Raw genomic sequence first — 19,840 nt, 5'->3', positions numbered from 1 at the left:
CTGTATACGAGAAGCAACGCGCAGCCGGTCAAGCCGACTGCCGGTTCAGGTCGTTACAGGGTCGATTTGGGAGGCCGTCTCAGCCCGCCCAATCCAGGATCAGGCTCCGGCACGACATGGCTCAGGGACCGCACCGGCCTCACCGTTTCTGCAGCTTGCATCCTAATCGACGCAGCCATCGGCGCACCATCCATATGGACATGGGCATGCAATGTCACATCCGAGGTTTCGCCCGCATCGACATCCGCCCCCTTGCGCATCTTGGTCAGATCAATCTCGCGATCCGCGCCCCGATGATGGTGGACATTCTCGTGATGATGATCCTCCTCCACATCCGTATGAAGATGCTCCGCCCTCTCCTCATGCGTATGCGCCTCCGCCCCGGACACAGGTCCGAGCCAAGCCAGCATGGCAATCAGCAGGAATGTCAGAACGTGCCGCATAGGCCCCAAGAGGAAAACTACAACCCATTAGTGCCGCCATGAGCGGAAGAGGTCAAGAATGATGGCCGGGATCGGCTGAAGCGGACGAAGGACACACACGGCCTTGACCCCAGCGGCGCACCACGATTTGGTACATGGAGATTAACAACGCGCCATGTACCAATCGAATGCGGCAAACATAACGCTATGAAATTGCAGCGCATTGAAGAATGTGAAAATTCCGCCGCGCTCTTCTCCTGGGCACCATCTCCTTCAAGAGACATCACGACACAACGGGCCGCCCGGGCGGTCCGTTTTCGTTTGGGTTGCCGGTCGGCGACACAGAAACGCCCGGCTGCGGGGGGCAGCCGAGCGTCTTTCAACCTGTGTGCTTCGTACAGGCTTCAGGCTGGTTCAGCGCTTACGAACCGGTCGAGACCGGCGTCGTGCGGCGCTGGATGTTGAAGCTGCCGCTGTCGCCCGGTTGCAGATAGGCGCGGCAGAAGCCGGCTTCGGTCACCGTGAAGGGGCAGTCCAGCTGGGTGTGCTCGACATTGAGCGTGAGGCGGAGCTCACCGCGATCGGGCACCGAATAGGTGCACAGCCCGCTGACCACATCACCGACCGAGAACCGGCCATTGTCGAGCAGGCCGCGGCCGCGCTCACGGGTGGCGACACTGTCGCCATCGCCCTGGGTCAGCTGGCACGAGACCTCCCAGGCGCGCTCACCCATCATTTCGAGAAGAAAGGCTTCCCCGCTATCGCGGCAAGTCCGCGGCGATCGCCTACACCCTCATCGAGACCGCCAAGCTCAACGATGTCGATCCGCAATCCTGGCTCACCGATGTCCTCGCCAACATCGCCGACACCAAGATCACTCGCCTTGAAGACCTCATGCCCTGGTCTTACGCTCAGCGAAACTGAGCGTAAGACAGGTGCGTCGCCCCTGGTAGGGCGGGTTGGCCGGACGGTTACGATGAAGCGATATGGGGCGCCGGACCGGGTCGTGACCGATAAGCTTCCGTCCTACAGAGCGGCGCTTCGTGAACTCGGAATTGCCAGCCGGCAGGAAACCGGGAGGTGGCTCAACAACCGGGCCGAAAACTCACACCAGCCATTGCGGCGACGAGAGAAGATCATGAACCGGTTCAGGTCGATGCGAAGTCTTCAAAAGTTCGCCGCCGTCCAGTCCCCAGTTCACAATCACTTCAATCTCGAACGCCATTTCTACCGCCGCGAAGAATTCAAGGAAAACAGTACCCAAGCCGTGGCCGAATGGCGTCAGCTCGTGGCCTGATACAGGGTCAAACCCGGTCCTTCGAGACCGATCCGTTTTTGTCTGACAGCACCCATCGCTGAATGTCCCGACCCTCTTGCCGCTTTTCGCATTGCTACAAAGACGCAATGGCGGCCGCCACGCGAGTGATCGGCTCGCTCCAGTCGCCTTGTTGCGACTGTCGGAACAGCTGAGTGTTGGGGTACCAGGGTGTGTTGTTCCGGCTCGCCCCCCAACGCCAGTCTGGGTCGGGGGCATGCAGCAAGAGGAGGACCTTTCTGCCCATAGCCCCGGCCAGATGGGCTGTCGCCGTGTCGACCGTTACAATCGCGTCGAGCTGGGAAATGAGTGCTGCTGTCCCGAGGAAGCTGGCCTTTCCGGAATCTAGCCCGGCGGGCAAGACGAGGCGGTCGGCAAAGGGGACATCCTGGATCTGCCCCTGACCGTGCCCGTGTTGAAGACTAATCAGACAACAGTCCTCGCGTTCCGCAAGCAAGGCGAAGTCGTCAAGACGGATCGAGCGTCTAAGATCTTGTTTGTGATCGGGATTGCCTTGCCAGACAAGACCGATATTGCAACGCGCCGGGTCGATGACCTTCGAAAGCCGCCTCGCCAAGCTGGAACGGGCGGCAAGATACGGACTGTCGAAATACGGCGCTGCAATTCCCATTCTAAGAGGTAGGCTCATGAGACGCACGAAAGCATCGCCGGCTTCCGCGGTAACTGCTTTGTTGCGTGGCGTGAGCCTGAGCTGAGGATGGACGGACTTGAGCAAAGGATGCAGGTGGGGCCACTCAGCGAGCGTGACCGTTACCTCCTCCTCAATAAGACGGCGGACATAACGCAGGAAATGAAATGTGTCACCGAGGCCCTGTTCGGCGATGATCAGAAGCCTTCTTGGCGGCGGTCCTCCTGTCCAGTGCGGGATCTTGGCTCCGGTGTCAGCGCAGGTGATCGCTGGCAAGTTTCCTTCCGGATTGCGTAGGTAGCGGTTTTCATAAAGCGGCCAGGCTGTTTCCCATTTGTCGCAGCGAAAGGCCGCAACGGCGGCGTTCAGGCCGTCCTCGGGAGAGCAGGTCTGCGAATGGACATCCTCCCAAAGCGCCATTGCGCGATCATGGTCGCCTGATTGTGTGAATGCGTCGGCCTGACGGCGGCGCGCCTCATGCGTGTCGGGAGTAACAGATCCGCGCGTTGTTCCGGCGAGCAGCAAATTACGCATCGTGATCACCGCCCTCATGCTGCTGGATCCGGACCGGCCGCATCTCGCCTCGCGCGTAGTTCGCAGCGTATTTCGGCCAGCTTCTTCTCCTCCATGAGCAGTCCACCGGTCATCCGGTAGACCCGGTTCGCTTTTTCGATGGTTTCCTTGCGGTGAGCAACGACGATCCGTGTCATATTGAGACTTTCCACCGCATCTAGGATGGCGGTTTCGTTCTTCATATCTAGATGGCTAGTGGCCTCGTCGAGCAAGAGCACTCGTGGTCGCTTGTAGATCGCCCGGGCGAGGACGACGCGTTGCTTCTGCCCGCCGGAGAGGGTCGATCCCATGTCTCCGACCAGTGTTTCGTACCCCATCGGCATTGCCTCAATATCGGCCGCGATGGAAGCGATCCCGGCGACTTCGCGCACACGCTCCATATCGATCTCGGTATCGAAGCCGGCGATGTTCTCGGCCAGCGAACCCTGGAGCAAGGTGTCCTCCTGGAGCACTACTCCGACCTGACTGCGCAAGGTTTGGTTTCCCCAAGAAGTCATCGGTCGGCCATCAAAGAGTACTTGTCCCGCAGCGGCCGTCTCAAGGCCCGACAGGATTCTCAAGAGTGTGGATTTGCCCGCTCCGGACGGTCCGATGATTGCGACGAATTCTCCGGCTCTGACGTCGAACGATGCTCCGTTGAGGACTGTGGTTTCGCTACTGCCATAGCGGAAGATGACGCGTCGCAAGGAGACGTCGCCTCGCATCGCCACGGCCCGTCCACCATCCTCGCCCTGGCCTTCGGTCTGGGCGAAAGCGATGTCGGCGATGCGCTGCAAGGGGACCTGCAGCAGCTTGAACTGGATCAACGAGTCGACCAGCGTTCGCATCCGGCCTGACAGCATGCCCAGATAGGCCGCAAATGCGGTGAGCATTCCAATGGAAAATGCTCCGTCCATTACGCGTAGCGCCGCGAAGACCAGAATCGCGAGCCGACCGCCATCGAGGATCAGTGTCGTGACGTTCTGCTCAATGATTGAGAGGTTTCCAGTACGGATGTGGGCATTGGCGCGGCGAACCATTTTGTTGCGCCAGTTCGCTTCGCGATTCGATTCTAGCCCGCTGGTCTTGATGGTCTGGATCGAGCGCAGTGACTCCAGCAGATGCGTTTGCTCCGCCGCCTCGGCAACGAGCAGATCTCCCGCCGCCCTTTTCATGTTCCGGAAGATCGAGACTCGCCAGAGCACATAGAGCACCAATACGCCAAGGACCACGAGGAAGAGTGCGCGGCTGTAGATCGTCATGACCACGCCTATGACGATCACGAAGAACATGTCGGTGATCATCGCCACAGCGCCCGATGTCAGAAAACCGCGGATTGCTTCCAGCGACATGACCCGGTGCTGGACATCTCCTAGTTGACGCGTTGTAAAAAAGTTCGCGGTCAGCCGCATCATGCGACTGAATAGGCGCGCAGCGATATCGAAAGATACAATCTGCCCTAGAAATTGGAGCGTGAGCTGGCGAAGGAGCTGGCTGACCGCCTGGAAGACCAAGAGCCCGCTGAAGCCAATTGCGAGTGTCCAGACCAGCGCATAATCGCCCTTGACCAAGACTTCGTCGATTAGGATCTGAAGGAAGAAGGGTGATGCGAGTAGCATGCACTCAGCCACCAGCGCCAACAGGAGGCCAAGGCTGAAAGGGGAAAGAAAAGACCTGTCCAGTCGCACTAGATCGAAGAATGAGAGCTGTTTCGGCTGGGCCTTGGGTTGGAAAGCCTCGGTGGGAGTGAATTCCACCGCAACGCCGGTGAAAGCGCGGTCCATTTCCGCCGTCGTCAGCGCTCGCTCGCCTAGCGCTGGATCGTGGATGACGAATTTCCCTCGGTGTACCGATTTAAGGACGACAAAATGGTTGAAATTTAAATGCAACATGCACGGCAATCGCATCTGGCTCAATTCTTCGGGCTCGCAGCGAATTCCGCGGCCGCCCAGGTCGATCCGCTTGGCGATGTCGAGCAGGCCAACTAGCTCGGCACCGCGCAGGGATATCGAGTATTTTCGCCGCAACTCACCCAGATCGGTCTTGAGGCCGTGGTACCAAGCGATCATTGCGATGCAGGCCAGACCGCATTCCGCCGCTTCCGACTGCCGGATAAGCGGCAGGTTGCGCATGCCGAAGAGATTGAGGCGTTCGTTCATCGTGGCCAGGCCCTTAAGCGGAACTTGATAAAGGTTCCAGCAACCACTCGAAGAGCGACTGTCGTTCTAGGATCACCTCCGCATTGAGCGTCATGCCCGAACGGAGTTCGAATCGTTCGCCGAAAGCCTCGATAGCCTGCGCGTCGAGCGTGACGACGGCGCGGTAGGCGGCCTCCTCCAATTGCAGCGGGGTCGGAATTTCCTCGGGTCGGAAAACGGTGGTCGACACGCTTTCGATCCGGCCGGTGGCTACTCCGTAGCGGCGATGGGGAAACGCTGAATAGTAAATTCGTACCTCCTGTCCCGGTCTGATCCGGGCCATGGCACGGGAGGGGAGATAAAGCTCGGCCTGGAGCACACTATCGGAAGAAACGATCGTCAGCGCGCGTTCGCCGACGCGGACCGAGCCGCCGGCGGACACCTGCTTCGCCGCGATACGTCCGCCGGCGGGGGCAGAGACAAGTACGCCCTCACGGAGTCGAGCTTCCAGCAGCATCCGTTCCAATTGTGTCCGGGCCTGACTGAGGGTGAGTATCTGCTCTTCCGCGTCCAACGGGATCTGCCGCGCCCGGTTGCGTTGTACATCCAGCGCTCCCGCGAGCTCAGCCCGCCGGGCCAGGAGCGCGCTCTCCGTCTCCTGCTGGTTAAGGGCAAGCACGTGCCTATCCTCCAGCATCCGTTCGGCCAGGATACCTCGCTCCGCCAGTTCGATGCCGGCCCGGTATTGTCCATCGAGGACGACGCGCCGGACGCGCGCGACGCCGATTTGGTCATCGACGGCGGCGAGCTGTGCGGTCAATGTCGCGATCTGGGCTTCCGATTCCTCCATCCGGGCGGCGAGTGCGGACCGCATGCTCTGCTCCCGTGCGCCAATGAGTTCGATCTCCTGAGTGATGGAGAGAGCATACTCCTCGGTGAGTTCAGCGCCGTCCATCGAAGTATCCGCCGCGCGGATGACGTATAGCGCGTCACCTCCGTGAACAGGGTCGCCTTCTCCCACATAAAGCTCTTCCACTACTCCGCTCATGGGTGCGAACAGGGCGAGCTCCCCTGAGGCATAGCGGAGCCAGCCTACGGCCCTCTCCTTGCGAGCATATTCATTCAGGACAAGGAAAAGTGAGGCGGCGACGAGCGCTAGCACAATCAAAGACGCTAACCATGTCCAAGCCACAGGCAGTTGGGCGATCGGTTCGCCGGAAGCACGCTGATTAAACTGAGCCAACGCTTTTTGGCGAAACAAGTTCTCTGGCTCAACACAAGCGCGAGCTTGGGAGTGCTTATGATTCATAGACATAATGCAAGTTGTTGCGCGTAAGCAACCGAACTTCGCCCCCCGCACCCCAGTTCTCGTTCAAAATCGAGCTCTTTAAGGCGTATCAGTAAAAATAAATCATAAAAGTTCGGATACACCGAATCTTCCAATAAAGCTGTCATAATTACTGTCTTCGAAGAAACTCAAGAACTCGCTCTTGAGTTTGCATTTCCAAGAGAGAATTATACTCGTCCCAAAACTGCGCTCGTGGCCCATGGAACCGAAAACGCACTAGATCTGATTCGGCTGCTATCCGCTCAAGCACTGGTAGAGATGGCACGACATCCACCCACTCAGATTCGGTGTCCACAACGAGCAAGGCTGGAATATTCGTTCGAACGCTCCGTTGTTCGGCCTCTCGAGCAAATTCTGCGAAGTACATGTTCCAGAATGACTCTTCGAATTCCTGCGGCACTTCGTACGATGCTGGCCGATACGCACTTCGACTATTGGACATATTGAGATCGTCCACGATCGCGAAATCGGCTGAACAGGCGCTTTCGTAAAGTGATGTTAGTGCAAGAATTCCTCCGGTCCGTTGTCCGTAAACTCCGATCGTCTCGTACTGCTGCCCAGAATGCTGCCGGACCATTTCCACTACAGATTCACACATCTCGGCCGCCCACGCCCAAACGTCCCCTTCAGATGGAGCATTTTCAAAGCGTTGTCCGCGCCCCGACGCTCCAAAGTAGTCTACGGAAAAAACGTCAACATTCGCAGCAATACCGTACGGATATATTCGTGGAAGAGAGAACGATGAATTTTCAATTGGACTCGGGTGAAACCAGATCACCGCCTTCCGAGGCTCTTGATCGACAGCTGGTTGCGAAGCGTCACTATTCTCGAAAGAGTGATAGCGATATCGTCGCAATTGAATATCCCCATAGGGCGTTGAGGTGCTTAGGTCGGTCGTTTCAAAAAAACCAGGTCCACGACTCTGCTCACCAGCACAGTTTTGTCCCAAATTTAACAATTCCCCATCCGCCTGAAACAAGATGAAGTTCCGGCCGCCCAAATGGGACTGGAATGATGCAACAGCTCTCGTTCCAGAAGCATCTATAGATACGTCGTATAGATCATAAAATGGGCGTTCGTTCAGAAAACTATTTATGTCATCGAACATAGAAGCCAATTGAACGGGGCTGTTTACTTGCGCCCAAACCTCACGCTCAGAAAAGGTCGCTAACAAATCAAGCCCATCCGAGGAGATTGCGGGCCGGACAACGGAGCGGTTTGTGATTTCAACTTTTCTCTCAACGGCTCCACTAGAGCGATCCAACAAATGGAATGTTGGTGAATCAAGCTTATCTGTAAACACGCTTATGCTTTCACCGTCGCCAGAGATTCTAGCAAAATTACTGTATCTCATCATAGAGATAGGCGTCGAAGTATCTCCAGATGACGTATTGATTAGGAGCGAGTTATGTTGGAACGAGAGGGACGGTGACACTTCCAAATTCTCGTCCAAAAACAAGAACTCATTGTGTCCGTCTATTGCTATAATAGGGTGCTCCGCGAGCTCATCATAGGATTGAAAATGACTAGGAAGAATTGTATATGCGTCAGTGTTTAAGGGGTGCTCGATCCATTGCGCGATAGTTGAGCCCAACTCTGCATTGAAGCGCGCGATCACCAATGAGCGATCTCCGTCGATCGCATGCCGCCCTAGAGCGCTGACCCAAGCGACGCTTTGCCCATCAAGCCCCCACGCAGGTCGACTGTAAGGCGATGAGGGGCCCGCCTCGACCGGGGCAGCGCAGCTTTCAAGTCCGTTTCTGGAGGCTCCCTGCTCACGCGCGCACTCTACACTCAGCAGCGCAGGGTTTTGGGCGCGGTCCCCCTCCAGGATAGCAACGCTGTGAGGCTCGCCCAGCCATGGCGAGTATCGATTTCGCATCAACGGATGGTCGAAAAACACAAATGCGCCATCAGGCGACAAGGAAGCCCGATTGTACTGGCAGCTATTGAAGGAGCTTGGGGGGGCAGTGCGCGTAATTTCAGATGTTGTGGCATCTTGCTCTAATATAATAGATTGCGCACCTGCGGGCTGAAAAAATAATTGCGAAACCAGAAAGAGAAGTGGCGATAACAGCATTGAGCTTTCTCCTGAGCCCTTAATTGAGCCGAAGCCCATTCGCCTTAAGCGAATGGGCTTCGGCTGTACATATTCATGACATGGCTGGCAGGCCATAGTACTCGTACAATCCCGCGGAATTGGTTGGAGCGTAAAACCCGGAGCCGTCTGTGGCAATATATATTGTAACATTTGAGGGAAACCCATTCCATTGCACGATTGTGTGGGCTTCATAGTTGGGGTCGTCTTGGAGGTCCAATTCGAGCATTACATCGTTGACATCGACCCAGCCATGTAATGTTGTGGACATTTCGCCCAGCTCTTGGTATTCTTGGACCCAATCTGACGCACCGTCTTCTGCATATCCATGTGCAAAGAATACGTCCACAGTGGCCGGGTTGTTGTCAGGCCTGTGACCCACCACGGTGATGGTCTCGATCCCGCCAGATACAGCTTTCATTTCACTCTGAGATAAGGCTCGCATCAATAGTTCCCTCAGGGGTTGCAAAGGGACTTTTTGCCATAAACGTTAAGTCGGCGCAACACTTATAACGCCTTGAAGTGGAGTGACCCAGCGCCCAATTCCGGTGGTTGGCGAGGAGCGTCTGTTCGCCTAGCTTAGTCGTTTGGATTTCTGGGTCGGGGCTTGGCGAGCCGATAAGTCGCTCAGGAGATCTGGATCGGTGCTTGTGGGTTTGCCGGTCCGGCCGGCGAGGTGTGGGGCCTCGATAGGGCTTCGCGTTTCGGTCTACGTTGAGAACAGGTGTTCGATGGTACGCTCACGTTGGCGACAATGGATAACCATACAGTCGGCCCATTCTACCCAAGGCGACAGGGCGGTACTGTTGACCTGAGGACTGTCGCGCATCTATCCTGCGCGATCACCCCGAAGGCACCCCAGACTACGGCACGAACCGGCCAGTAGCTTCACCAGGAACAGTTGGCTTTTTGGTCAAGCATCCAGGACCCAATCTGGGGCGCAGAAGCGCCTCGCCTCACCGCTCCGACATCAGGCGGTCGAGATGGCTGTGCCGGGCATCCATTTCTGCCTCAAGGACAGCTTCGACCATTCTGCTGTCGGCCTCGTCCAACCTCCCGACGATCCGTCCAGCGGTGAGTGCGGCATAAAGCTCGTAGGACAGGAGGACACTTGAACGCCGCCCGAACCGCGTGATGACCAGCGGAGTGTGCTGAGCTTCTGACCCAGCCCCCTGATCCGGGCCGTTCGTTAGTAGAGTCGTAACCGTCCGTGCTCTGAGACCCAAGTCTGGATCATGCCCGGTTAGAGTTTTCCGGGCTTTTCACGCTGGCGGACTGGTGACGCCAGCGTGATTGATCAGCGCGACCGGGGGTTTGTTCCCGATAGCACTATGCGGTCTTACCGTATTGTAGTCTCTACGCCAACACTCCAGCTTTTCACGGGCATCGGGCAAGCTCATGAACCAGTTTGCCGACAGGCACTCGGCACGTAGACGGCCGTTGAACGCCTCGATGAACGCATTATCCGTTGGCTTGCCCGGTCTGGAGAAGTCCAGCGTGACATTGTTTGCGTAGGCCCACAGGTCGAGATCACGGGAGATAAATTCCGATCCCTGGTCCACTCGGATCATCTTTGGATAACCCGTCTGGGCGCAGACCCGCTCCATGGTCTGAACGACGTCCTCACCGCGATAGCTGTAGCGGGCGTCGATGGCGGGCACGTATCTTGACCATGTATCGACGACGGTCAGGATCCGGAACTTACGCCCGGTTGCGAGCTGATCATGCACGAAGTCCATCGCCCAGACTTCCAAAGGCGACACCGCCTCCTTGCGGTCGCGGATCAGCTTGGCTCTGACCTTCCGCTTCGGATGCTTGTTACGAAGTTGAAGGCCCATCTCATTGTATATACGTCGAACTTTCTTCTGGTTCACGAACCAGCCCTCCCGCCTCAACATGACGTGGACGCGCCGATATCCATACCGCACGCGTGTCTCGCAGATGTCCTTGATGCGCTCTTTCAACGCGGCCTGATCGGGTCGCCGAGAACGGTAGTGGAAGGTGGACGTGTCGAGCAGCAGATTACCGCAAGCCCTCCGGATCGACACGCCCCATTCTCGAACCGCCTCTTTGACAAGCTCCCGCTTGCGATCAGGCCTTACAGCTTTCGTTTGAGAACGTCCTGTAGCATCTCCTTGTCGAGAGATAGATCAGCGACAATCCGTTTCAGGCGGGAATTCTCATCTTCCAGCTCTTTGAGACGCCGCATCTCGGACGGCATCAGACCGCCATACCGCTTCTTCCAGTTAAAGAAAGTTGCCTGGCTGATCCCCGCCTTGCGGCAAATCTCGGCAACCGGAATTCCAGCTTCACCCTGCTTGATAATGAACGCCTTCTGCGCGTCCGTGAACTTCGATGCTCGCATCCTTCTGTCTCCGCCCAGCCAGGTTCCAGACTACCGGAAACTCTAAACTGAAACGATCCAGTTTCCTGGGGGCAGAGCAGGTGTTTCGAGGCAGCACGCTGGCTTCTTGCGAAGTCTCTCCCATCGCCACCGCTTCCGGAGGTTCCGGCAGGACTGCCTCTCCGGTCCCGGCTGACCACTCCTCACCCAGCCGAGCTGTCAAAGTCACCTCGTCTTCGGTGAAATCGTCTTTGCCACCACTGCCCATCTGTTCACCCCCGCTTTAGTGCGCTGTTTCGACGCCCCAACACTCTCTCAAACCACTCGATGGCGGCTTCGCCCTCTCGTTGTGTAATCGTGTCGACGCTTCGACTGTGAGCGATGCAGTTTCTCAACTCTGCCAGCTGCCCGAACTTCGTGACCAAAGCGTCCTTGTTCAGAAAGGCCCCCTGAAACGCCGGCCAGCATGCCTTCGAAGTCATGGTGTCTTGCAGTTCCCTGAGATCGAAGAACTCTAGCAAACCGTCGATAGTCTCATAGCGATCGGCATCGAAAGCGGGGTCTTTCCGTGCGGCACGGCTGATGCGCTCGCCGGCCTTCTGCCTGACGTGCGAGGGCAGGTTCTCGACTGTTCCTTCGAGGCTTGCGGCGATAAGATCCCGCATGCCCAGCTCCACGCTTTCGATTTTCTCGTCTAGCTCGCGGAGGTTGGATGGCAGGTCGAGCCTTTGCTTGATCAACAGGTTCTCGACCGCATCGCGAATTGTCTTCTGACGTTCGGTGATGAACTCTTCATAGTCAGCAGGCGTGAAAGGGGCTCGCAAGAGAATGTCGAACGCGGCCGGCGAGATGAGATGAGTCTCAAGCGTTGCGCGAACTTCCTTTTCTCCATTTCGTTCTATCCATTCCGGAAGATACTGATTGGGGAGCTTGTCGCTGATCACGGCCCGATTTGTGCTGGAACTCAAAGGGCTGCGGTTCAGGATGGAATGGATCGTCTTGTCCCCAAGGTTCTTGGCGCCCCAAGACGCCGGGACGATGTGGTGGTCGTCCAGATCCTCGTGGTCCGTGACCGCGCCCGACACCCAATCCCGTGCGCCGCTGATGATGAAGAGGTTGAAAATGCCGTTATAGATAGACGAACCACGCTTCTGCTCGTTTCGAAGGTCAAGCTGCTTGAAGCGTGATTTGAACTCCGCAATGAGGCCGGGCTCCAGATTGTCGTTTTCAAGCCAGGCGCAGACCTCGCGGAAATCTCGTGCGCTTGTCGACTCCACCGAGCCGGAGTACCGGGCGGTAAAAACCGAGGCCCAGTACCAGTGGCGAACCTTCCTCTGTGCGGATAGCTGGCGCTCCGCAGGCAGTCTCTTGGCGGCCTCCAGAAGGGCCGAGAAGGCAGGCAGGATCGATACGTAGGGCAAGTATTTCGGGGAAATCGCCCCATATTCCTGCGGGTGCCGAATGGTCTTTATCGCCCGTTCAATCGCTCCAACAGCGACATCCCACCGAGATTGAAACTCTTCAGCGCTTGGGATCAGCACCTCTCTCCGCCGGGTTCCGTCCGCTTCGCGGATTGGCTTTTCGCTGCCTGGGATCAGATAATAGAGATACGCAGGAGAGCAGTATTCCTGCCGCAAGATCGACATCACCTGGAGGATGTAGACGTTCATCTTGCCGCTTTCGATGAACGCTAGGCGATCTGCTACTTCTCGCCATAGGTGCTTCAGCTTTAGTCCCTTGGGAACCAGCAGCGCGTTAATCAGGTCGAAGACGTCGAGCTGCACACCCTTGCTGTTGATCTGGGTGAAGATGTCGCAGACCTTGCCAATCTCCAGCTCCTGATCAAGCTCGACGAAAGAAACCTGGTACTCATCAATCAGCTCGCCGACAAACTCCTCGAACTCCCTTGCATCTCGCGCGAATTGCTCTGCTCTGCTCGCTTCTTCCAAATCGTTCGCATCTCGCGCGAATTCAGCTTTGGCTTTCCAATAGTCCTCATACCTCCCGAACCAGCGATAGAGCTTGCGGCCACCTTGCCCGATCACTGACAGAGGAAAAATGTGCGCTTCAAACTGAGCCTCTTCATCAGCGAGAAACTTCCGGAAACGCTGTGAGAGGAAGTCATAGCTGAACGCCCGCTCATGCTGCCCCGCCATGAATTCATTGATCCGGATGAAGTAGGCCGCTGGTTTCTTGCGCTTCAAGATCGTCGGATCGTCAGGACCATGAAAAGCGTAATTCATGGCCGTCAAGCGCTGCTGGCCATCGAGAACGATGTACTCTTCAGCGCCCGTCGGCGCGACGCCACGAAGAGGCTCGCACGAGAGCGCTTCGAAGTTGCTCTTCTTGCCTTTCCAAAGCAGCAGGCTGCCGATGTAGTAGTCCTTGAAGATGGACCGCATCAAAGCGCTAACATCCCATGGGTCCCACTCGAAATCGCGCTGAAAGTCCGGGACCGCGTACCTGCCCTCCTTGAGACGGCCAAGCAGGGTGTTAAGACTGATATGACCAGGTAATTGAGCATTTTTCATCTAGCCATCTCCTTCTGGGCCTCATCAAGTCGATGGCCGCCGTTATCCCGCCCTGCGGCGATTGCGCGCTGCATTGAGACGATCAACCTTTCAATCGACCGCGCCGTCCTGCAGACTTCTTGCGCTCTCAGGTCGTCCTGGGCGAAGTCATTGCTGTGAGCGACAAAGTTTCTGAGCCGCTCAGCTTCTTTGAGGTCTTGACGCAACCGGTCAGGCGGCAAATCAACCAAGCCCGCCTTGGCGATGATCTCCCGCTTGTCGCAGAATTGGGTCAGTAGAAGGCTGTTGATGAACTCGTCGTTCGCGCGCGCGCTCTTCTCATGTCTAGCAAGTACGTCACGACGGTTCAGTGCCAGATGCTGCAGCCAATTGGCCGCATCGTAGCCCAAACTCTCCCCGATCAAGGTGGTCATGCAGACTTCGAGATTGGTCAGCGCGGCAAACAATGCCGTCCGCACCGGCAGCTTGTGCAGATCGGAAAGAGTGACAAGACCGGCAACAGAATGTCCCTTCACCACCAGACGCGTCTCCACCTGGTCGGCTGTCCGGAGAAACTGCCAAATACTGGCGTCGGCACCGATAAGCATCTCTTCGCTCAGTGAGTGGTAATGCTCCTCCACCGTGGCGTCAGGAGCCGCAGCGTCGAAGAAAGGGCGGGCGTCCAGCAGGCCCAGGACCCGCTCGCCATTCATCACCGGCAGGAAGCTGTAGCGCGCCGCATTGCGCTCCTTTACTTCCCGGCAAGTCTGATCCAGTCGGCAGAAAAAAAATGGGCGCGGGGTCATGATCATCTCGACCGGTAGCCCCGCATGCACGACTTGCAACCCGCCGAGTCCTCTATCGTCCGGCGGGATGTGGACTGAGGTATAATTCTCTCCAACACCACTCATCCCGCCATCTCCTCCTGGATCTGATCGAGGCGCTTGTCGCCTTCGCCGGTCTGGCCCCAGCGGGTCACGTCGATCTGGCCTGTGACGGCGGCTGTGATGAGGGCCGAGCGGTATTCCTTGAGGCGGTCGATGGAGATTGTCGTCACCTCACTAACTGACCGGCTTGCGTCAATCTCTTTGTCAATACGCTCTACAAGAGCAGCTTGGTGATCTCGCGGTGGCAACGGCACCAACACATCGCGCAAGAACCCGACCTCGAGATGCGGATGAAGGGCTCCAGTTTCAATTGCTTTCAGCTTCGCCCGTCCAATCTGCGAAGCAAGGAAACGAAGGAGCAGTCGCGGCTCAACCGCCCTCTTGATTGGTCGTGCAACTACTAGCGCGTGGCAGCCAGAGCCAGCGAACTGATCGTCAACTATCGACGTGGCCCCACAGTCACCTGTTTGAACGATCAGGAGGTCATCTTTCTCCACGCGAGCTTTCGGCTTACTTCCGAGCCAAGATTTCGTAACGAAGTAGGGCTTGCGCTCGAAGTCGATTTGCTGCCACTTGATATGGGTCGACTGAAGATATGGGACACGGTCAGAATGATCGGGATCGACGAGGATATCACGTGTCGGTCCGACAAAGCCGTTACCAAGATGAGATACCAGCGCCCGAAGGCGCACTGCCTTCCAGGACAGCGGAAGTTTCCCTAAGAATTTGCAACCGGAAGGCACCGTTTGTCCCTGGTTCACGAACCGACCTAGCAGTAGGTCATTGATGGCTCTTGCCTCCCGCTCCCCCAACAGCTCCACCAGGCGCTGCTTCTTCTCGATCAGCTGGTCGATCCGGGCGGTTTCCTTGTCGAGGACGTCCGCGATGGCCTTCTGGGTATCGAGGTCTGCTGTCGGGAGAACAAAATCCTTGATGGCAGCTTCCGACACACGCCTTAGTCCTCCGGCTCCCGTCATGCTTCGCATCCCGGCGGCTCGGAACGGCTCACTGCTAAGGAGATATCTGAGATAGCTTCGGTCAATGCGCTCCGGGTCAGGTCGGAGTACATGTACCTCCGAAGTGGCGAAGCCGATCCCGTTGGCCAAGCCTGTTGCCACGGCCTTCTTTCCATTCTCGAAGCATGGCGTGACCTTCGCCAGAAGCACGTCGCCGTCCGCGAAGTAATTGTAGCTTCCCTTAGCGACTTCCGAGAGCGGCCTGGAGCGCGACGCATCGAGGCCTCCTAGCCCGTCACTCAACGCTTCCATAGGCGCGAAGGTTACCTCTAGATCGTCAGGGAGGTGGCGCACTTCTGTTGGTGATGGTGCGACTTGTAGGAGATGCCGTAGCCTCACGCCGCGACCTCCTTCAACAGCCCGGCGATCTCTGCCTCCAGTGCCTTCAATTCCGCATCGATCTCTTCCAGCGGTCTCGGCGGGACATATTCGTAGAAATACCGGTTGAAGTTGATCTCATAGCCGACCCGGCCCACTTCGCCGTCGCTGGCATCGGTATGGCTTTCGTCCACCCAGGCATCCCGCACGAAAGGTTTCACCTCTCGCTCGACATAGGCTTCCCAGGTTTCGTCCAGAGGGACGAGTTCGGTGTCCCTGAGATCGCTGTCCGGTTCCGGCTGGCCGTTCTTGTCGCGGCAGACTTCAGCCGCCTCATCGCGTTCCCCAAACAGCGAGAGGATGGCTTTCCGCACCGGCACTCCGATCTTCACGCCAGAGGCCTTGAGGACCTTCTGCAAGTCTGCCTCGAAGCTATCCCGCGACATCCAACGATGGTCTCTGGGCAGACTTCCCACAGCGGCCAGCAGGCCTTCTACCTCGTCATCCTTGAGCTTCTGTATCGCCTTCTCGGTCTTGAGTGCTTCGACCTTCTCGTCCGTCACCTCGAACGCCAGCTGGAGAGGACGCTCCACCCGGATTTCCCGATAGCCGAAGGCCTCACGCGGGAAGACCTTGGAGATCTTCTCGTCTGCCGCCTCATAGAGGGTGTAATTGCGCACGATCTCGGCGCGGGCTTCATCAGGGATCTCGCGGCGCTTGGACCCCAGCGATTTACGCATGGATTTCCAGAAGGCTTCGCCCGAGGCGTCAATCAACTGGACCTTGCCCCGGCGTTCCAACGACTTGCGGTTGGAGAGGAGCCAGACATAGGTCTGGATACCGGTGTTGTAGAAGAGGTCTGTGGGCAAGGCGATGATCGCCTCGACCCAGTCCTTCTCCAGCATCCATCGCCGGATTTCACTCTCGCCAGAGCCCGCTCCACCCGTGAAGAGCGGCGAGCCATTCATGACGATCCCGATCCGCGAGCCGGCCTCGTCCTGGCGCATCTTGGAGATCATGTGCTGCAGGAAAAGCAGCTGACCATCGGACACACGCGGCGTACCAGCACCGAAGCGGCCATCATGGCCCATATCCTTGGCTTCAGCCTCGATGGGTTCCTTGTACTTCTTCCAGTCCACCCCATAGGGCGGGTTGGAGATCATGTAGTGGAATTTGCGGGAGGGATGGGCGTCCTGGGTGAGTGTATTGCCATAGGCGATCTGGTCCGGGTCATGGCCGGTGACCAGCATGTCCGACCGGCAGATGGCGAAGGACTCGCCATTGAGTTCCTGCCCGAAGAGTTCCACGCGCATGTCCGCGTTGGTTTCCTTCAAGGCTTCCTCGGTGAGGGCCAGCATGCCGCCCGTGCCGCAAGCCGGGTCATAGACCTGACGGATGACACCCAGGCCTGAGAGCTTGTCCTTGTCCGGTTCGACCAGGAGGTCGACGATGAGGCGGATTACTTCGCGCGGGGTGAAGTGTTCACCCGCCGTCTCGTTGGAGATTTCCGAGAAGCGGCGGATCAACTCCTCGAAGAGATAACCCATCTCCAGGTTGGAGACCTTGGACGGGTGAAGGTCGATCTCGGTGAAACGCTCGAACACCTTCCAGAGCAGTTCGGCATCCTTCAGACGCTTGAGCTGATCGGTGAAGAGGAATTTCTCCAGGAAGACGTCCTGCACATCGGACGGGAAGCCCTGGAGATAGTCGATCAGATTGGCGTGAAGCTGGCCGGGGTCCTGTTGCTTGAGCTTGGCGAAGGTGAAGCGCGAGGTGTTGTAGACCTTGATATCGCTGCCCACGGCTCCGAGCAGGATCATCCGCTTGGTCTCGTCATCAATGTCTTCAGGCAGGCTTGCAGCCGCCGAAAGGACATTACCCTTGGTCGGCTCCAGGATCGCGTCCAGACGGCGCATCACCACGAAGGGCAGCACCACCTTGCCGTATTCGGACTGCTTGAAATCCCCCCGCAGGAGTTCCGCGATAGACCAGGCGAAATTCGCCAAGCCCTGCACGTTCGATGACGTGTCACTCATATATCCGCCCCATATGCTCTAGGTTGAGAAGACACCAAGCGCCCGCCCTAGGCAAGCTCGTAGCCGTTCAACCTTTTGAATTTTCATGAGATAGCCATTTGGCTGGTCTCAGGATGTGATCTTGGTCACATGGGGGTGTCAGAAGGAGTCCTGGCGATCAGTGCCAAGCGCCTACGGTGCTGCTGCGAATGCCGCACAACCGTTCCCAGATTGTTCCGAGACAATGCCTTCCTGCGTCACCGCGTCACGTCACAAATGGAGATCGTTCCAAATTTAGTCGCGACCTAACAACTTGCTTTGGAAAGAAAACCACCTTCCCGGCTAGAGGATCAGGGGCAAATTGTGTCTACCTAGGTACTTGTGAGAAGGGAATTTTAAGTCTGCTGCGTCTACCGATTCCGCCACGCCCGCGCCGGTCGGGAAAGCGCGATCCTACACAGCTTCACGGGACTGGCCAGTAGCCGGTTCAGACGCCACGCAGCCATGTTCCATTGCCATCGACCACCCCGCCCGCCTCAAGAATGGCCCGCATCGGCGCGAGAGCTTCGGCGTGCCGTTTCCATCGACCGACCGAGCTGGAATAGAGCGGCTGACGGACCTGGACCGAGCTGGCCGTGGCCACGCTGCCGGACTGGGTGTGAAAATCGAGGCAGGCCGGCTCCCAGTCCAACCCGCAATGGGCGATCAGGCGACGCGCTTCGCTGTCGAGATCGGCGACCACGTCCTCATAGGCGATTTCGGTATAGCGCTCGGGCGGCAGGGTGGCGGCCCAATGGGCGCGGAGCCGGTCGAAATTCAGGTAGTAGCGGGCGCAGTCTTCCAGCGTGTAGGCGTAGTTGTAATAGGAAAAACTGGTCGCGAAGAGCTGGCGGTAATTGCTGAGGCAGGCATCAATCGGGTGCCGACGCAGGCAGATGATGCGGGCTTCCGGCAAGGCCCGGTGGATATGTCCCGCCCAGATGAGGTTGAGCGGCATCTTGTCGGTGAAGCGCGGCGCGTCACCGGCCAGTGAGGCGACGCTCTCCTCATAGGCCTTGCCCCAGGTCGCGGCATCGACGGCACCGGCCGCTTCAAGCGTCGCCGCGTCCATCACGAAGGGTCCGGCCGTACCGGCCATCTGCTTGCCGATCAGGGCGAAGTTGGAAAGCTCCCCGACCGGACGGATGGCGCTGTGGGCACCGAGAATGCGGTCCACCAGCGTGGTTCCGGTCCGCGGCAGACCGACGATGAAAATTGGTCGCTCGCTGTCCCAGCCCGGCTCCGGGGCCATGCCGGCCTCCCCGACCGAAGCCGCGGCGGCCGCGAAGAGAGCCTGGTCGTTTTCAGGGTCATAGCCACGGCGCTGACTGACGCCGGCCTTCGCCTTCCCGAGCCAGGCAAGGGCCTCGTCATGGCGACCGAGGTCCTCGAGCGTTTTCGCGATCGCATGCCCGAGATGCAGCTGCGCCTCCTCGTCGGTGCCCCCCCGGGTCCCGAACGCCGCAATCAGCGCCTCCAGCCGATTGTCACCCGCGAGCTGCTTTCGCAAACCGACGATCGCCGACAAGGCCTTCACATGACCGGGGTCCAGCTCAAGCACGCGGCCATAGGCGGTCTCGGCAGCCTCGAACTCTCCGGCGAACTGACGTGAGGCGGCCAGATTATAATGATAATCCGGACGGCACTCGTCCTGGTTCACGGCGGCCTCGAACAGGTTGATGGCGGAGCTGTGCTGACCCAGACGGGTGAAGACCACCCCGATCGTGTCGAACGTCAGGGCGTCGCGCGGGCCGAGTTCGGCGGCGCGCGCAGCCGCCGCTCCGGCCGCGTCGCGCCGGTGCAAGGCCAACAGGGACTTCGCGCGGTGTGCATGAAGCCGCGGATCCTGGTTGTCCACAGCGATGGCCCGGTCGAAAATCTCCACCGCTTTGGCATGATTGTCGTGATCAACCGTCAGCAGGCCCAGCAGAAAAAAGGCCTCGGGATGAGGTCCATGCGCCTGCAAGACTGACAGGCACAGCGCATGGGCATCACGGTAGTTCCGCGCGCTCAACGCTTCCGCCGCTGCGGCCAGTTGCGACTCGGCCGGCCGGGGCAAACTCATGACAGGTGGCCCATCGGCAAACTCCATCCGGCAATTTGCTGCATATGCGAAACCCCTTCGCAGATGCAGCGTGTCCTGCACGCAACAGGTCTCAAAATAACACAAGAATGTGACAGGAATTCAG

Annotated in this window: 13 protein-coding genes and 2 pseudogenes; 2 read left to right on the top strand and 13 right to left on the bottom strand. The window is 58.0% G+C overall.

Annotated features, from left to right (window positions below):
* Positions 1–53: 53 nt before the first annotated feature.
* Both AAA969_RS04825 and AAA969_RS04820 read right to left on the bottom strand, forming a co-directional pair.
* The gene (locus AAA969_RS04825) at positions 54–443 is read right to left on the bottom strand and encodes a hypothetical protein (RefSeq protein WP_338244191.1); all 390 of its coding nucleotides are present in this window, start codon (positions 441–443) and stop codon (positions 54–56) included.
* Positions 444–843: 400 nt separating this feature from the next.
* The gene (locus tag AAA969_RS04820; RefSeq protein WP_338244189.1) at positions 844–1,158 is read right to left on the bottom strand and encodes a hypothetical protein; all 315 of its coding nucleotides are present in this window, start codon (positions 1,156–1,158) and stop codon (positions 844–846) included.
* A 29-nt stretch (positions 1,159–1,187) separates the two neighbouring features.
* Here AAA969_RS04820 and AAA969_RS04815 point away from each other — a divergent pair.
* Both AAA969_RS04815 and AAA969_RS04810 read left to right on the top strand, forming a co-directional pair.
* Positions 1,188–1,346: pseudogene (locus AAA969_RS04815) on the top strand (transposase domain-containing protein); the annotation flags it as partial.
* Positions 1,347–1,395: 49 nt separating this feature from the next.
* Positions 1,396–1,719: pseudogene (locus tag AAA969_RS04810) on the top strand (DDE-type integrase/transposase/recombinase); the annotation flags it as partial.
* Positions 1,720–1,813: 94 nt separating this feature from the next.
* Here the strand turns inward: AAA969_RS04810 and AAA969_RS04805 are convergent.
* The 11 genes from AAA969_RS04805 to AAA969_RS04755 all read right to left on the bottom strand — a co-directional run bounded on the left by AAA969_RS04805 (position 1,814) and on the right by AAA969_RS04755 (position 19,716).
* A complete protein-coding gene (locus AAA969_RS04805) occupies positions 1,814–2,920 on the bottom strand; it encodes a glycosyltransferase family 9 protein (protein ID WP_338244185.1) in 1,107 nt (368 codons plus the stop codon).
* A 14-nt stretch (positions 2,921–2,934) separates the two neighbouring features.
* Entirely contained in the window at positions 2,935–5,097 is a 2,163-nt protein-coding gene (locus AAA969_RS04800; RefSeq protein ID WP_338244183.1) for a peptidase domain-containing ABC transporter, read from the bottom strand.
* Between the two features lie 13 nt (positions 5,098–5,110).
* Positions 5,111–6,337, bottom strand: a complete 1,227-nt coding sequence (locus tag AAA969_RS04795) for an HlyD family efflux transporter periplasmic adaptor subunit (protein ID WP_338244181.1) — start codon at positions 6,335–6,337, stop codon at positions 5,111–5,113.
* A gap of 196 nt (positions 6,338–6,533) precedes the next feature.
* On the bottom strand, positions 6,534–8,504 hold the full coding sequence (locus AAA969_RS04790) for a hypothetical protein (protein ID WP_338244179.1): 1,971 nt from the start codon (positions 8,502–8,504) through the stop codon (positions 6,534–6,536).
* A gap of 73 nt (positions 8,505–8,577) precedes the next feature.
* Positions 8,578–8,943 carry a hypothetical protein gene (locus tag AAA969_RS04785; protein ID WP_338244177.1) on the bottom strand — a complete coding sequence of 122 codons (366 nt, stop codon included), beginning with the start codon at positions 8,941–8,943 and terminating at the stop codon, positions 8,578–8,580.
* A gap of 841 nt (positions 8,944–9,784) precedes the next feature.
* Positions 9,785–10,887, bottom strand: a protein-coding gene (locus AAA969_RS04780) for an IS3 family transposase (protein ID WP_338244175.1) whose coding sequence is annotated in 2 segments (ribosomal slippage) — positions 9,785–10,626 and positions 10,626–10,887 — 1,104 coding nt in all. Because the reading frame shifts where the segments join, the coding sequence is not laid out codon by codon here.
* Positions 10,888–11,138: 251 nt separating this feature from the next.
* Positions 11,139–13,397, bottom strand: coding sequence for a GmrSD restriction endonuclease domain-containing protein (locus AAA969_RS04775; protein ID WP_338244173.1), 2,259 nt, complete (start codon positions 13,395–13,397; stop codon positions 11,139–11,141).
* Positions 13,394–14,287, bottom strand: a complete 894-nt coding sequence (locus tag AAA969_RS04770) for a hypothetical protein (RefSeq protein ID WP_338244172.1) — start codon at positions 14,285–14,287, stop codon at positions 13,394–13,396. Before AAA969_RS04770 ends, AAA969_RS04775 begins: the two co-directional genes overlap by 4 nt.
* On the bottom strand, positions 14,284–15,213 hold the full coding sequence (locus AAA969_RS04765) for a restriction endonuclease subunit S (RefSeq protein WP_338244170.1): 930 nt from the start codon (positions 15,211–15,213) through the stop codon (positions 14,284–14,286). The genes AAA969_RS04770 and AAA969_RS04765 overlap by 4 nt, the downstream gene beginning before the upstream one ends.
* A gap of 401 nt (positions 15,214–15,614) precedes the next feature.
* Positions 15,615–17,633 carry a type I restriction-modification system subunit M gene (locus AAA969_RS04760; protein ID WP_338244168.1) on the bottom strand — a complete coding sequence of 673 codons (2,019 nt, stop codon included), beginning with the start codon at positions 17,631–17,633 and terminating at the stop codon, positions 15,615–15,617.
* A 466-nt stretch (positions 17,634–18,099) separates the two neighbouring features.
* The gene (locus tag AAA969_RS04755) at positions 18,100–19,716 is read right to left on the bottom strand and encodes a tetratricopeptide repeat-containing sulfotransferase family protein (protein ID WP_338244165.1); all 1,617 of its coding nucleotides are present in this window, start codon (positions 19,714–19,716) and stop codon (positions 18,100–18,102) included.
* Positions 19,717–19,840 lie beyond the last annotated feature (124 nt).

Origin of the sequence: Maricaulis maris (assembly GCF_036322705.1) — a bacterium.
In the GTDB taxonomy this organism is placed as follows: domain Bacteria; phylum Pseudomonadota; class Alphaproteobacteria; order Caulobacterales; family Maricaulaceae; genus Maricaulis; species Maricaulis maris_B.
The sequence above is the reverse complement of the archived record's forward strand: the minus strand, read 5'-3'. Positions and strand labels throughout refer to the sequence as shown.